The 13,511-nt window shown below is 50.2% G+C and carries 13 protein-coding genes and 1 pseudogene; 5 read left to right on the top strand and 9 right to left on the bottom strand.

The window, feature by feature from the left end:
• Positions 1 to 132 precede the first annotated feature (132 nt).
• Positions 133 to 963, bottom strand: coding sequence for a haloacid dehalogenase-like hydrolase (locus HMPREF3119_RS05185; RefSeq protein WP_004237584.1), 831 nt, complete (start codon positions 961 to 963; stop codon positions 133 to 135).
• Complete coding sequence (locus tag HMPREF3119_RS05190; RefSeq protein ID WP_049245758.1) at positions 960 to 2,357, bottom strand: amidohydrolase; 1,398 nt, start codon at positions 2,355 to 2,357, stop codon at positions 960 to 962. The genes HMPREF3119_RS05185 and HMPREF3119_RS05190 overlap by 4 nt, the downstream gene beginning before the upstream one ends.
• A gap of 140 nt (positions 2,358 to 2,497) precedes the next feature.
• Here HMPREF3119_RS05190 and HMPREF3119_RS05195 point away from each other — a divergent pair, with 140 nt between their 5' ends.
• On the top strand, positions 2,498 to 2,959 hold the full coding sequence (locus tag HMPREF3119_RS05195) for a YehS family protein (protein ID WP_070578742.1): 462 nt from the start codon (positions 2,498 to 2,500) through the stop codon (positions 2,957 to 2,959).
• Between the two features lie 37 nt (positions 2,960 to 2,996).
• Here the strand turns inward: HMPREF3119_RS05195 and HMPREF3119_RS05200 are convergent, their stop codons facing one another.
• Positions 2,997 to 3,602 carry a rhomboid family intramembrane serine protease gene (locus HMPREF3119_RS05200; RefSeq protein WP_004239338.1) on the bottom strand — a complete coding sequence of 202 codons (606 nt, stop codon included), beginning with the start codon at positions 3,600 to 3,602 and terminating at the stop codon, positions 2,997 to 2,999.
• A gap of 124 nt (positions 3,603 to 3,726) precedes the next feature.
• Here HMPREF3119_RS05200 and HMPREF3119_RS05205 point away from each other — a divergent pair, with 124 nt between their 5' ends.
• On the top strand, positions 3,727 to 4,134 hold the full coding sequence (locus HMPREF3119_RS05205) for a TonB-dependent receptor domain-containing protein (protein WP_165763939.1): 408 nt from the start codon (positions 3,727 to 3,729) through the stop codon (positions 4,132 to 4,134).
• On the opposite strand, the pseudogene HMPREF3119_RS05210 reads toward HMPREF3119_RS05205, so the two are convergent.
• Positions 4,104 to 4,292: pseudogene (locus HMPREF3119_RS05210) on the bottom strand (LysE family transporter); the annotation flags it as partial. The gene HMPREF3119_RS05205 and the pseudogene HMPREF3119_RS05210 sit on opposite strands and share 31 nt — an antisense overlap.
• A 128-nt stretch (positions 4,293 to 4,420) precedes the next feature.
• On the opposite strand from HMPREF3119_RS05210, the gene HMPREF3119_RS05215 reads away from it, so the two are divergent.
• Positions 4,421 to 5,509 carry an efflux RND transporter periplasmic adaptor subunit gene (locus HMPREF3119_RS05215; RefSeq protein ID WP_070578750.1) on the top strand — a complete coding sequence of 363 codons (1,089 nt, stop codon included), beginning with the start codon at positions 4,421 to 4,423 and terminating at the stop codon, positions 5,507 to 5,509.
• Entirely contained in the window at positions 5,506 to 8,592 is a 3,087-nt protein-coding gene (locus HMPREF3119_RS05220) for an efflux RND transporter permease subunit (RefSeq protein WP_070578753.1), read from the top strand. Before HMPREF3119_RS05215 ends, HMPREF3119_RS05220 begins: the two co-directional genes overlap by 4 nt.
• Before the next feature lie 73 nt (positions 8,593 to 8,665).
• On the opposite strand, the gene HMPREF3119_RS05225 is transcribed toward HMPREF3119_RS05220, so the two are convergent.
• From HMPREF3119_RS05225 to HMPREF3119_RS05245, 5 genes are all read right to left on the bottom strand, one after another.
• Complete coding sequence (locus HMPREF3119_RS05225) at positions 8,666 to 9,466, bottom strand: hypothetical protein (RefSeq protein ID WP_004237591.1); 801 nt, start codon at positions 9,464 to 9,466, stop codon at positions 8,666 to 8,668.
• Between the two features lie 192 nt (positions 9,467 to 9,658).
• Positions 9,659 to 10,147: a RidA family protein gene (locus tag HMPREF3119_RS05230; protein WP_004237592.1), complete on the bottom strand. Its 489-nt coding sequence runs from the start codon at positions 10,145 to 10,147 to the stop codon at positions 9,659 to 9,661.
• A gap of 40 nt (positions 10,148 to 10,187) precedes the next feature.
• Positions 10,188 to 11,612, bottom strand: coding sequence for an NAD(P)/FAD-dependent oxidoreductase (locus HMPREF3119_RS05235; RefSeq protein ID WP_070578756.1), 1,425 nt, complete (start codon positions 11,610 to 11,612; stop codon positions 10,188 to 10,190).
• 365 nt (positions 11,613 to 11,977) lie between these two features.
• Complete coding sequence (locus HMPREF3119_RS05240; protein WP_015422708.1) at positions 11,978 to 12,442, bottom strand: YaiI/YqxD family protein; 465 nt, start codon at positions 12,440 to 12,442, stop codon at positions 11,978 to 11,980.
• A 48-nt stretch (positions 12,443 to 12,490) separates the two neighbouring features.
• On the bottom strand, positions 12,491 to 12,853 hold the full coding sequence (locus HMPREF3119_RS05245; protein WP_036417200.1) for a DUF4184 family protein: 363 nt from the start codon (positions 12,851 to 12,853) through the stop codon (positions 12,491 to 12,493).
• A gap of 137 nt (positions 12,854 to 12,990) precedes the next feature.
• On the opposite strand from HMPREF3119_RS05245, the gene HMPREF3119_RS05250 reads away from it, so the two are divergent.
• The gene (locus HMPREF3119_RS05250; protein WP_064483112.1) at positions 12,991 to 13,422 is read left to right on the top strand and encodes a hypothetical protein; all 432 of its coding nucleotides are present in this window, start codon (positions 12,991 to 12,993) and stop codon (positions 13,420 to 13,422) included.
• Positions 13,423 to 13,511: the final 89 nt, after the last annotated feature.

Here is a 13,511-nt window from a genome sequence, read left to right on the forward strand (position 1 = left end):
ATTCTGAATAGTATCTGTCGTTATGGTACACCAATTGACAGGCTACGGACGGTGACCGGGCAAAAATATTCTGAACGGACATGTAATACCCGTATTTTATGTGACAGTGTCACCAATAAGGGTTTGCAGATATCAGCGCTTACGGCGGAACAGCTGTAACAGTCCTTTTACGGTCACATCCAGCTGGCTGCCTTCCTCATAGTTTGCGGGTACCACATAATTTGCCCGCTCTTCTGCGATCAGCTTGCCGACCTTGTTCTGTGTTTCTGGGTTGCCCCATTTCTTCTGATCAAACACTGCCAGTGAGAAACCGCCCTGATAACGCACCATCTTCATGGCCGGGATATCGGTATCACCATCACCGAAATAGATCATATGGCGGAACTGCACAGCGCGTTCTTCCTGCTCGATAAAATGATTAACCGCCACATTATCCCACGAGTTATGTATTCCCTTGTTTATCCGGAATAAAAACTGTGTTTTGGTGGTGTAGTTGATAGCCTGAGCGGGCCACTGTGCTGTTTTTCCGTCAGCGGAATAGTGATATTTACAGGCAAAAATATCGCGGAATTCATGGCCGATAGCCGTACCACGAATCATACCGTCCAGTCCGCTGGACAGAATATAGTGTTCCGGGTCCAGCCCCTGCTCATGGGCCCAGGCATTGATCCGGGTGAACCACTCTGTCACCCCGGGAAACAACGGAATCGTCGCACCGTGTTTCTTCAGGTTTTCAATACTCAGTTCCTCTGACTTTTTATTCGCGGCCTTGGCGGCCAGTAATCCCATATAGGAGAGGATTTCGTCGCCGTCATCTGCTTTGGCAAACCGCTTCACTTCCCGCCAGAATGCTTTCGTGTCACTGATACCCAATGCGGGCATCAGCCCGTGTTCCGGACAATCACCTTCAGCCAGGGTGCCGTCAAAATCATAAATCAGCGCACATTTGAGTTTTTCTGTCATTTCACCTCTTCCCCTGAAGCGCGCACGGTTTCACGGACTTTTTCCGCAAAACGCTGTGCATCCTGAATAATTTCATTTTCATTGACGGTCAGTAACTGCCGGTCTTCCATCAGGATCACACCGTCAACAATGGTATGACGGACATTGGCGCCGTTTGCGCCATAAACCAGGGCGGCATACGGACTATACACCGGCACCATATTAGGTGCTTTGGTATCCACCACAATGATATCTGCCAGTTTTCCGGTTTCCAGCGAGCCGATTTTATCATCCATATGCAGTGCACGGGCCGATCCCTTGGTCGCCATTTCAACCACGGTCAGCGGCGGCATGGCCGCGCGGTTTTTGGTTTCCAGTTTATGGATTTTACCGACCAGATTGAGTTCATTCATGGTGGTTAATGTATTGGAGGACATCGGCCCGTCGGTACCGAGACCGGTGCGGATCCCTTTTTCCAGCATTTGCGTGACCGGTGCCACACCTTTGGCGGATTTGGTGTTGGCACTGATATTGTGTGCCACCCCGACATCATATTTTTTCAGCAGATCCAGGTCATTATCATCGGCCATAATGACATGTGCCGCCAGCAGGCGGTTATTCAGCACGCCGATATCCGCCATATACTGTACCGGGCTTTTCCCGCCGGTGCGTTTGGCTATCTCTTCTTTTTCGCGATCCGTTTCCGCCAGATGGATCATCACCGGTACATTCAGCTCTTCAGACAGTGCCGCGATTTTCTGTAAGTTTTCAGTGGTATTGGTATACGGGGCATGCGGGGCGAATGCCGGTGTGATGCGCGGATGATCTTTGTATTCATTGATAAAGCGTACCGCATACGCGATCCCTTCTTCCGGCGTCTGTGCATCCGCAACCGGGAAATTAATGATGGTCTCACCCAGCACGGCGCGTAAACCCGCCTTATCTACGGTCTTCGCAACCTCATCTTCGAAATAATACATATCCGCATAGGTGGTCACGCCGCCTTTAATCATTTCGATATTGGCCAGATTGGCACCGGTGCGCACCATATCGCGGGAAACCAGTTTATTTTCCAGCGGGAAAATATAGCGGTGCAGACGATCCGGCACATCATCCCCGAGAGAGCGGAAAACCGTCATTGAGCCGTGAGTGTGGGTGTTTATCAGCCCCGGCATGACAATATCGCCTTTTACATCCAGCACTTTCTTTGCCTGATATTTCGCTGTCAGCTCAGGGCCGCCGACGGCGACAATTTTTCCGTCACTGACCACCACGGTACCGTGTTCAAACACCGTATTTTCCGGGTTCATGGTCAGCACAGTGCCGTCCGTTATCATCAGATCTGCCGGGTCGGCAGCATAAGCGGAGCAGGCAGCAGCAAGCAGTGTGGTGGCAAACGCGCGGGACAATGACATAGTAACCTCATGACTGAACGGAAAAACCTACTATATCACCGCCATTAATCCACTTCCAACCAGCGGATTTCATTGAAATGCGGACGGATAATCACTAGTATTGCAGGGTTTATAACTCCTTCCATGGATAACCCCTGTTTATGCTGAATAACTATGTTCTGCGCAGTGTCCGCGACATGCTGGATCTGAGTGACGCAAAAATGGCCGAAATCACCGGACTTGCCGGATTAACTGTCACCAAAGCGCAGATGAGCGACTGGCTGAAAAAAGAAGATGAAGCGGATTATCAGCTTTGTGATGATAATGTGACCGGTCATTTTCTCAACGGACTGATTATTTTCCGCCGCGGCAAAGATGAAAGCCGCCCGGTACCGGCGGTAGATGCCCGTCTGACCAACAATATTATCCTGAAAAAATTGCGCGTTGCGTTTGAACTGAAGGATACGGATATGGCTGATATTTTTCAGCGTGCCGACTTCCGGGTGTCAAAACCGGAAATCAGCGCTCTGTTCCGCAATCCGGATCATAAAAATTACCGCGACTGCGGTGATCAGCTGCTGCGTTATTTCCTGAAAGGTCTGACATCCCGCATCCGCGGCTGACAGATTATGATGCCGGGTGTTATCACCCGGCAGAGTGTTATACCGGTTTGTTATTCTGTTTCTGCTTGCGGTATTGCAGCCAGCCGAATAAAACCCCGGCGGCGGCACCGCTCAGATGGGATTCAACTGAGACGAATTGCTGTCCCGGAAACAGTCCGCTGATCATGCCGCCGTAATAAATCAGCACCACAATGCCGATAATAATATCCAGTGGTTTGCGGCGGAAAATCCCCTGATAAATCAGTAACGCCCACAGACCGAATATCCAGCCGCTCGCCCCGACATGTACGGCCGTCCGCCCGAATAACCAGACCAGTAATCCGCCGACGATAATAATAAACAGGGACGCCTTAATATAATGTTTCACTGACGGGATCATCAGTAACACACTGAGAATTAACAGCGGTGGCAGGTTACTGAATAAATGCCCCCAACTGCTGTGAATAAAAGGCGCAAGGAAAATACCGAACAGCCCGTTAACCGTACGCGGCTCAATACCCAGCGCAGTTAATCCCCCGCCGGTCAGTGTGGTCAGTAACTGTACTGCCATTAAAAACAGCACAAAATACAGCCCGTTTCTCAGATAGATTTTTATACCGCTCTGTGCAGACTGTTCTGTGTTATTCAGTGTATTTTTTGTCATTTCCCGGTCCGTTGGGTGATGGAATCCGCCCCACTATAGCGAAATTTTGTGTCCCTTCCATCCTGATTTTTTAAATGCAAATGAAAACAATTACCACCATTATTGACTGATGGTCGGTCAATGTATGTACTGCCGCTGTTCTGATCAACTGAGAAAAACCCTCACCGGCCCGGTATCCCATGAAATTCTGACCGGCTTTGATCTTCAGACCGGTAAGCTAGATAAGGACTGGTCAGGCTCGCAAACGGTAACATTTGATCCGTACGGTTCTCACTACCGCCCGCAGTTTACGCCGCACATGACATCATCCACCTCCACCGGACAGACTTACCGGCGCTATGGTGTTTATATGCAGGATCATCTGCGCTGGCAGCAATGGAGCCTGATTTTAAGCGGCCGTTATGATGATTCCTCACTGAAAACCACCAACAACCTCAGCGGAACAACACAAAACAGTGATACCTCAGTTTACAGCCACCGTGCGGGGCTGACCTACACCTTCACCAGCCCGAATAATCCCAGCCCCGAGTAAATCGCATTGCCCAGCACCACGCCGTAACCGCAGGTCAGCCCCGCTTTTTGTCCGGAACTCAGTGTGGTCTGCACCACAATAAACAGATTTACCCCGGGATTGAAAAAAGTCAGGACAAACAGAAAAAGCGTGACGGCAATGCTGTGCAGCGGATCCATAACGGGGTTCTCCCCGGAAAAGCTTAATTCAGCTTAACGAAAAATCGCGGCTTAACGCGGGTTTAAGGAAAATTAGACTATTTAGTTTATTTTAGCGGGCAATGCTTCCGGACGGAAATTGTACCACGATGAAAAACCGTATTTTGATAGTAACCACACTCTTTTTATTTTCTGTATCACCTGCCGGCCTGGCAGATGATGTGCGGGTCAGTGTGACGCATCCGCAAATAATCCGCTCTGCACCGGTCATTACCTTGCCGGGAAAATTTGTGGCCAGAAATGAAATTGCTATCGGCTCGCCGCTGCAGCAACAGACGGTGACGGCAGTATTTGCTGAGGAAGGTCAGCCGGTGGAGAAAAATCAGTTGCTGGCAACCCTGGAATCCCCTTTGCAAAGTGCCGCTGTCCGGCAGTTGCAGGCAGAAACGGAAAAAGCAGCCGCGTATATCCGGCAGCAAAGTGTGCTGGCGGCGCAATCTCAGCGTGATCTGACCCGGATGACAAAACTCGCCCGCAGCGGCGTTATTTCCGCCAGTGAATTTGAAAAAGCCAAATCAGACACCCAGGCCCAGCGGGCACTGGTTGATGCCGGGCAGGCAGAACTGCGTCAGTTACAGGCGCAACTGGCACGGGAAAAAAGCCAGGAGGATAAATCAAAAATCTATGCTCCGGCCGCCGGGATTATCAGTGAGCGCCACGCGGTACAGGGCATGCTGTCTGATAACACCCTGCTGTTTAAGCTGATCGAAAACGGTGAGATCGAATTTGAGGCTACTGCGGGGGCTGATGAACTGGCGCAAATGCAGGAAACGTCGGCAGTCACGATGAAAACGGCCAACAACCGGCAACTGAACGGCACTGTCCGGTTTATTTCACCGGTACTTTCCTCTCTGACACAGTCCGGCCGTGTACGGGTCACTGTTACGGACGGCGCTGATTTACGGCAGGGACAGACCGGCGTACTGACATACACGGCCGCGCCCCGTGAGTATCAAAGCCTGCCTTACAGTGCGGTACGCACCGGTGCGAAAGGTGAACGCACAGTGTTTATCGTGAAAAATAACAGAGTGATGCAGCAGCCGGTGCAGACCGGCGCTATTGATAACGGGCAGATTACTGTCCTCAGCCCGCTTCCGCCGGATGCGGATGTGGTGGTCAATGCGCAGGCATTTTTAACTGATAATGACACCGTCACACCGGTGAAGGCCGCACAATGAAATTACAGCTTTCCTCATGGGCTATCACCCGTCCGGTTCCGGTCATTGTTATTTTTCTGGCGCTGACCATTGCCGGGTTATTTTCTTTTGCACAATTGCCGGTAACAGCCAATCCGGTGATTAACTTCCCGATTGTGACAGTGACGGTCACTCAGGACGGCTCCTCGCCGTCAGAGCTGGAAAATGCGGTGACCAAACAGGTCGAACGGGCCGTTTCCGGCATTCCCGGCATCCGTCATATTTCGTCTTCCGTAACAGAAGGTATTTCCTCAACGACGGTGGAATTTAACCTCGATGTTGATCCGTATATTGCCACTAATGATGTCCGCGAGCAGATCTCACAAATTCGGGGAGAACTGCCGCAAAGCATTGATGAACCGCTGATTAACCGGATAGACGTCGAAGGCGGTGCCATACTGCGCTACGCCGTATCATCCGATACCGTTCCGGCAGCCGATCTTTCCTGGTTTATTGATGACACCATCAGTAAGCAGCTGATTATGTTACCCGGCGTTCAGAAAGTCAGCCGTCAGGGCGGCGCTGACCGGGTGATCCGCATTGAACCGGACGCGGACAAACTCTCTGCCCTGAATCTGTCGGTGGTTACTGTGAATGAATGGCTGCGCGGTGTGCATCAGAACGCGGCAGGTGGCTCATCGCAGTATAATTCGCTGGCCCATACCATCCGTGTACTGGGTGAAAAAACAACGGCTGATGATATTAAAAGCATTCAGTTGCCTGCTGAAAATGAGCAATGGATAAAACTGGGTGATATTGCGGAGATCTATAACGGACAAAAAACCACCCGCAGTATTTCTCAGCTCAATGGCCGTGATGTGGCCGGGTTTGCTGTATTCCGCGCCAAAGGTGCCAGTGATACCGCCGTGGCGGAACAGGTAAATGCCGCCCTGACGGAGATCGCCGCCAAACATCCGGAACTGACGATTGAACTGATCTCATCCACCGTTACTTATACCGAATCAAGCTATCAGCTGACGATTAAAACCCTGCTGGAAGGGGCATTCCTGACCATCGTGATTGTCTTTTTCTTCCTGAAAAGCTGGCGGGCAACCCTGGTTGCGGCAGTGGCGCTGCCGTTATCCATATTACCGGCATTTTTTGTGCTGGCACTGTTTGATTACAGTCTCAACAGCATCACCCTGCTTGCACTGACACTGGTTATCGGGATCCTGGTTGATGACGCGATTGTGGAAATCGAGAATATCCAGAAATACATTGAGCGCGGTGAGCGCCCGTATCTTGCTGCACTCAAAGCCTCTGATGCTATTGGTTTTGCGATTGTTGCGATCACACTGACCATTGTGGCGGTTTTCCTGCCGGTCAGTTTTATCGGCGGATTTGTCGGCAAATATTTTGTGCCGTTCGGAGTGACGGTATCTGCGGCGGTGTTCTCATCTCTGCTGGTTGCACGGCTGGTTACGCCGCTGATGGCCGCGTATATCCTGTTACCGTCAAAGAAACCGCATCCGGAATCAGCCGTACCGCGCTGGATAGAAAAATACACCGGGTTGTTATCTGCAACACTGAAACATCGGAAAACCGCACTGGCGCTGGCATTAGTATTTCTGGTGGGTTCTGTGGCTTCCGTGACCCGGCTGCCTGTCGGCTTTATGCCGGAGGGCGATATCAGTGTGACACAGATTGAAGTGGAACTGCCGCCCGGCACGCCGGTTGAGCAGACACAGCAACGCCTGCGGACACTGACAAAATCCCTGAAAGACCGGCCGGAGATAAAATCCGTTTATACCATTGCGGGTGTGGCGGATGATGCGGATGGTATCGCGCAGCATAAGGGGGAAATCATTCTGACACTGGTTGATCCCGGTGGCCGTGAACTGTCACAGAAGGAATTTGAGCACGCAATCGCCCCGCTGTTCAGTGAACTGCCGGATGCCCGTTATAACTTCAGCAACAGTAACGGCGGCAAAGAGTTTTCGCTGGTTTTCACCGGCACAGACCCGGCTGAACTGGAAAGTGCCATGCAAAATCTGCGTAACGGTATTGCCCGCCTGCCGGGATTCAGTAATGTGCAGGTGATAAAACCGCTGCTGCGCAAAGAGCTGATTGTCACACCGCGTCCTGACGGCCCCGGGCGGACCGGCGTGAGTGTCAGTGAAATCGCTGACACGCTGCGGGTCGCTACCATGGGGGAATCAGGCTCCCGCAGTGCCAAATTCAATCTTCCGGACAGACAACTGGCATTACAGGTGGTACTGCCTGAATACCAGCGGAATGATATCCGTGTGCTGAATGATTTATCCGTACGAAGCACGGCTCAGGGAAATGTACCGCTGAAAGCGGTGGCAGCCATTGATTTCAGTGATGGGCCGGCACAAATCGACCGGATAAACCGTGCCCGGAAAATGTCGGTGGAAGCTAATCTGACCGGTTTATCACTCGGTGAAGCACTGAATGCAGTGATGGCGCTGCCGGAGTATCAGAACCTGCCAGTGACAGTGTCACAACTGGAATACGGCGATATGGAATATATGAATGATATGTTTATGCGTTTCAGCAGCACTATGATGTTCAGTATCCTGCTGGTGCTGGCGATTCTGATTGTACTGTTTAAAGATTTTCTCCAGCCGGTCACCATTCTCGCCGCCCTGCCGTTTTCTGTCGGCGGCGCGATTATCGCTCTCGTACTGTATGGGGCAATGATCGATCTGCCGGTGATTATCGGCATTCTGATGCTGATGGGCATTGTGACAAAAAACTCCATTCTGCTGGTGGAATTTATCCTGGAAAAAGAGCGCGCCGGGCTCAGCCGTGAACAGGCGGTAAAAGACGCGGGACGCGAGCGGATCCGCCCGATAATTATGACCACATTTGCCATGATTGCCGGCATGATCCCGCTGGTACTGACGTCCGGCGCAGATGCGGGGTTCCGCGCGCCGATGGCGATTGCGGTTATCGGCGGGCTGATAAGCTCCACTATTCTCAGTCTGTTGTTTGTACCAGTGATTTACACCTTTATCGATGATCTGAAAAAAGCATTATTACCACGTCTGGCAAAACTGACCTCCGTCACCAAAGCCGACCGGGATGTGAAGGAGTGGTAAAGTCCCGCTGCGAACAATAAGTAATTTACTGGTTGTTCGCAGCTTTAACACAGTAAAACCAGGAATATAAAGTTTATCCCTGATTATAACGACCCCGGAATAAGGTTTCCCCCTCTGCACCATTACTGTCAAGGGCAACCAAACGTACTTCTGTGCGGATATTTTTACCTACGGATTCAAAACGGATATGAATCGGCTCAAGGTTAATTGATGCGGTGGTAAAGGTATCCTCATAGTACAATTTATACCCGGCAGCAAAGGCAGTGAGGTCACCTTTACGAAACATGATACAGGTAGATGTGCTGCCGTGAAAAATAACAAAACCTTGTAATGGTTTATTTTCGCCGTCTTTTTCAAAAATTGTGACCGGCTGACTGCGGTCATTCAGCCCGGATAAAACCACACCGTCATATTCACCCATTTTAACCGTCAGGCCGATCGCATTATTGGCGGAATCAACAGGTAAATCCGTATATTTTTTGCCGCCGATGACAGCCTGATAATTATTATAACGGGTAACACTGCCTTCTTCGAACACAACCCGGGTTTGTGTTCCGGAATTGTCTATTTTGCCGCCGAATGGTTTAATTTCGGTTCCTTCCAGATAAACGGTCTCACTGGCTTCAGAACCCCGCGAACCATATATCCCGATCCGGCTGTTCCATACGATATCCTCTTCTGCCGGAACCAGAATTATATTTTCGCTGTCAATCTGTTCAGGTGACTGCCAGGTAATACCTTCAATAACAATATCATACTGGTCATAATAGCTCAGTTTCCCTTCCGGAAATTTTATCCCTTTACGCCATACCCCATTGTACTGATAATCCGTCAAATATCCGTTACGCGGTTTTTCAGAATTTGCTGTGGTCATTCTTATTTCTCCGAAGTATTCCGGCAATATGTCCGGGCTTCTTTTTTACATCAGAATAAGGTACAGGACAGTTCTATAATTTAACCACGGGGTATCCGGAATGCATCAGGCCGGATAATGTTCTGATATCAGGTAATAAAAAACGGGTTTGCCCCTTCCGGAGGCAAACCCGCTGTTAACGCGCTGATACCATTACGGACGAACAGCTGTCACTTCGATCTCTACACGCCATGCCGGGTTTGCTAATTTAGAAACCTGAACAGTGGTACGCGCCGGTAATATGTTACCGGAATCTTTGTCGTTGTAATATTTGGAGTAACCGGCCATAAAGCCCGCGAAATCCATATTACCGTCAGTCTCTTCGCCGCCGACCAGGAATACCTGCATTTTCACCACATCCTTCATTTCCAGACCTAAGCCAGCCAGGTGCGCCTTGATCTGTTCCATGATATTGATGGTCTGTGCTTCAGTATTGCCGTATGACGCCAGAACACCTTCCGGTGCGTCTTTGGAAATTTTGGTCGGTACTTTACCGCTGAGGAAAATAATATTTTTGCTGCTGCTGATTTCCACAGATTCAGAGATAGGCATACCGTTCAGTTTATGATGAACAACACCTTCTGACGCGTGAGCCGCGCCCCAGACCAGCGGAAGAGCTAACAGTAAACTTTTGTAACGCATATTAAGCCTCTTAATAGTATCAACGTAAGTAATCAGAAAATTAACTAAAACGTGAAAGACTAAACGGAGCCGGGTCAATAACCGGTTTTTTACCGGTCACGATATCCGCAGTGATTTCACCGGATGCCGGACCTTCTGTCATACCCCAGACAGTCGCGGTGTTGATCACCAGACCCGGATACTCTTTCACTTCAGAAATAATCGGCAGTTCGTCGTAGGTTGGTGCAACAACCGCGCCCCAGCGTTCAACGACTTTCGATTGTTCAAATACAGGGAATTCCGCTTTCATGCGGGCAAATACCGCATCCAGGTGTTCGGTATTCTGTGTGGCGGTTGCGATGCGGTAAGTCTCGAACGGTGTGACTTCATCGAGGTTCCAGGATGTTGCCATTTTGAAGGAGTTGAACAAATCTTCACCGATGGAGAATTCCAGCGGCAGCTCACCGCCGCCCAGCAGATGCAGGAATTTCGGCCCCAGCAGGAAGCTGTCTTTCACCACAGAGCTGGTGAAGATACGCGGTGCCACGGCATATGTGCCGTCTGCCTGCTCGCGGAAGTGAATGCCGCTCGGCAGATGCACGTTACCGCGTGGTGCGCCCGGAACGCCGGAAACACGCTGTTGTGACAGATAGACGTTCAGTGTCGGGATATCAATGCCCAGATTACCCATAAACAGGCGTGACCAGATACCGCCGGTCAGGACCACATGAGAGGTTTTGATTGCACCCTTCTCTGTGACCACATCAGAGACTTTACCACCGGCAGTTTCGATACCACGGACCGCGCAGTTAGTGTAGATTTTAACACCCAGGGATTTGGCATACTGCGCCAGAACCGGTACACCGGTTTCCGGGTCAACACTGCCTGAATCTTCTTCAAAACCGGCGATCGGCCAGTCTGTTTTGGCATCAACCAGGCGTTTTTTCAGTTCGTCGCCCTGAATGAAACGGGTGTTGAGCGGTGCTTCAAAATCAGCGGCCCACTCTTTGGCATTCTCAACCCAGGCCTGTGATTTTGCGAGATCTTCTGCGCTTGACGGTACCTCAACACGGCCCTGGGTACGATAGCTGGTATCCGCCCCGATTTTTTCATTCATACCGCGCCATAACATTTTGCCGTAATGGTGCAGCGGGAATATTTCTTTTGATGTTTTGTAGCTGATGATCTGGCTGTAAGCACGTCCGGCCTGCTCACCGGCGATTTCACCTTTTTCCAGGACGGTGACGCTCATGCCTCTTTCCGCCAGGTTAATCGCTGTCATGATCCCCATCATGCCGCCGCCGATAATGACTGCATCGGACTCTTTCGGTAATGCACCTTCGGTGCCGTCAACATGTTTTGCGCGTGAAGTCGATTCCACAAATTTGCCGTCGCGGCGAACCATAGGAACTAATACTGAAGCACCACCTGCCAGTACGCCGGCAGCACCAACCCCTAAAATTAACTTTCTGCGTGAGATTTTCATCTAAAGCCTCATCATTATCTGTAATATTTGTGTGGCATTTTTTTAATTAAGTAGCACACTAATTATAACAACTATCATTATAATGTTAATGAATATAGTGTGATGTTAATAATAACGAGACTTAAGGTAATCTTTATCAGGAATTGCCGATATAAAGTATCGGATTTGACGAGGTGATGAACAGGATTCAGGCCGGATCGTCTGCGGTAAAACCAGCGGTAAATATCATAAACCCTTGTTATTATAGTGGATAAGGCTAAATAGTGAGCTTTTTTAAGAAGTTGTTACATCAGGAATAAAAATAAAACGCCGGATACCACAGCAGCACCCGGCGTTTTATAAAGATATTAACAATAAGGGAAAGATCAGGCGGATGGCGTACGTTTTCTGAGCTGCAGAAACCATTTATCCAGTTCATTGGCAAACAACTGGCGATCACGCTGGTTCAGCGCCGCCGGCCCCCCGGTCTGGATACCGGAAGCCCGCATAGTGTCCATAAAATCACGCATGGTCAGGCGCTCACGGATAGTCGCCGGAGTATAACGTTCGCCGCGCGGGTTCAGTGCTACAGCACCCTTCTCCAGCACTTCAGCGGCCAGCGGAATATCAGCGGTGACGACAAGATCATCTTTCTGCACACGGCGGACAATTTCATTATCGGCCACATCAAATCCGGCAGAGACCTGCAATGTTTTTAAAAACGGTGACGGCGGTACCACCAGCCGCTGATTGGCCACAAAGGTGACTTCTGTTTTTTCCCGATCCGCTGCCCGGTAAAGGATCTCTTTGATAACTTTCGGACAGGCGTCCGCATCCACCCAAATCGCCACTGTTTACTTTCCTCTGTACTGCAAAATTTAATCCGCGATCATAACGCATTAACGCTTTCTGATAACCTGAAAAAGTGCCGCCAGAGCAACAAAACCGGCAAAAAATGAGACAGAAAACGACAATTCATAAAAGACAAAACGATTTATATGAACACCGGTTGCTGTCTGCGCCAGACGGTACGCCAGCGGCGCCGTACACAGTGCCGCCAGAACTGCCAGACACACCGGCAGTCCGGTATAAAACCAGCTGGTAAAATGGTGCGCCTCATCCGCTGCGCGGTACATCCCGGAAGAGTACAGCAAATCCGGCGATACACTGCCCGTAATGAGCGCGGGCAGATTCAGCCACCGCCCGTAACGGGATTGTTTCAGGGGAAAAACAATCGCCGGATGTGCAAAAGTCCATGGCATATATACTTATCCTGCTCCGGAAAACCGGAAATAAATTCATTTTTGTGCTAATAAATAGCCGGTCACAACAATTAATAACACACCGAACTCCGGACAATAACCTGTAAAGGCAGAAAAATGAAAAGTATCTTACCGGGATGATCGTAACCGGGCTGTTATCAGCCCCCGCGTTGGCTCAGGAGTTTACCTGTCAGCTGGAAAATAATAAATATGTCAGTGTGGTGGTGGAAAAAGGTAAAACGCCGGCATACCGCTACGGGACGCTGGCAAAGCCGGAAATTACCCTGCCGGTAAAAGGCAATGCGAAAAATGGTGTTTATGTCGGACAAACCATGTTTAGCGGCGGTGGTTCGGCGTATATCCGCTTTGAAAACGGCCCGTTTAACTATGTGGTATACAGCGGAATGGGCCGCGGCTGGGAATTTACCGGCCTGGCGGTCTATAAAGGCGATAAAGTCATCAATAAAAAGGTCTGTAAAACCGATTTGGGGATCTATGATGTTCTGAATTACGGACTACCGGAAGATGAATCCGGTGAAATCTATGCCATGGATCCGAACTCACAATAATATGTACTGCGGTGGCCTGCCGGGTTACCGCCCTTTTTTTATACATCTGTGCCTCGCCGCCCATCTGTGGCATAATGCCCGCCGTTTAT

It is taken from the genome of Morganella sp. HMSC11D09, assembly GCF_001807955.1.
Taxonomy (GTDB): Bacteria; Pseudomonadota; Gammaproteobacteria; order Enterobacterales; family Enterobacteriaceae; genus Morganella; species Morganella morganii.

Bases quoted from the DNA above. Each gene is read 5' to 3' on its own strand.
- HMPREF3119_RS05185 (WP_004237584.1), bottom strand. From the start codon at position 963: ATGACAGAAAAACTCAAATGTGCGCTGATTTATGATTTTGACGGCACC.
- HMPREF3119_RS05190 (WP_049245758.1), bottom strand. From the start codon at position 2,357: ATGTCATTGTCCCGCGCGTTTGCCACCACACTGCTTGCTGCTGCCTGC.
- HMPREF3119_RS05195 (WP_070578742.1), top strand. From the start codon at position 2,498: ATGCTGAATAACTATGTTCTGCGCAGTGTCCGCGACATGCTGGATCTG.
- HMPREF3119_RS05200 (WP_004239338.1), bottom strand. From the start codon at position 3,602: ATGACAAAAAATACACTGAATAACACAGAACAGTCTGCACAGAGCGGT.
- HMPREF3119_RS05205 (WP_165763939.1), top strand. From the start codon at position 3,727: ATGTACTGCCGCTGTTCTGATCAACTGAGAAAAACCCTCACCGGCCCG.
- HMPREF3119_RS05215 (WP_070578750.1), top strand. From the start codon at position 4,421: ATGAAAAACCGTATTTTGATAGTAACCACACTCTTTTTATTTTCTGTA.
- HMPREF3119_RS05220 (WP_070578753.1), top strand. From the start codon at position 5,506: ATGAAATTACAGCTTTCCTCATGGGCTATCACCCGTCCGGTTCCGGTC.
- HMPREF3119_RS05225 (WP_004237591.1), bottom strand. From the start codon at position 9,466: ATGACCACAGCAAATTCTGAAAAACCGCGTAACGGATATTTGACGGAT.
- HMPREF3119_RS05230 (WP_004237592.1), bottom strand. From the start codon at position 10,147: ATGCGTTACAAAAGTTTACTGTTAGCTCTTCCGCTGGTCTGGGGCGCG.
- HMPREF3119_RS05235 (WP_070578756.1), bottom strand. From the start codon at position 11,612: ATGAAAATCTCACGCAGAAAGTTAATTTTAGGGGTTGGTGCTGCCGGC.
- HMPREF3119_RS05245 (WP_036417200.1), bottom strand. From the start codon at position 12,853: ATGCCATGGACTTTTGCACATCCGGCGATTGTTTTTCCCCTGAAACAA.
- HMPREF3119_RS05250 (WP_064483112.1), top strand. From the start codon at position 12,991: ATGATCGTAACCGGGCTGTTATCAGCCCCCGCGTTGGCTCAGGAGTTT.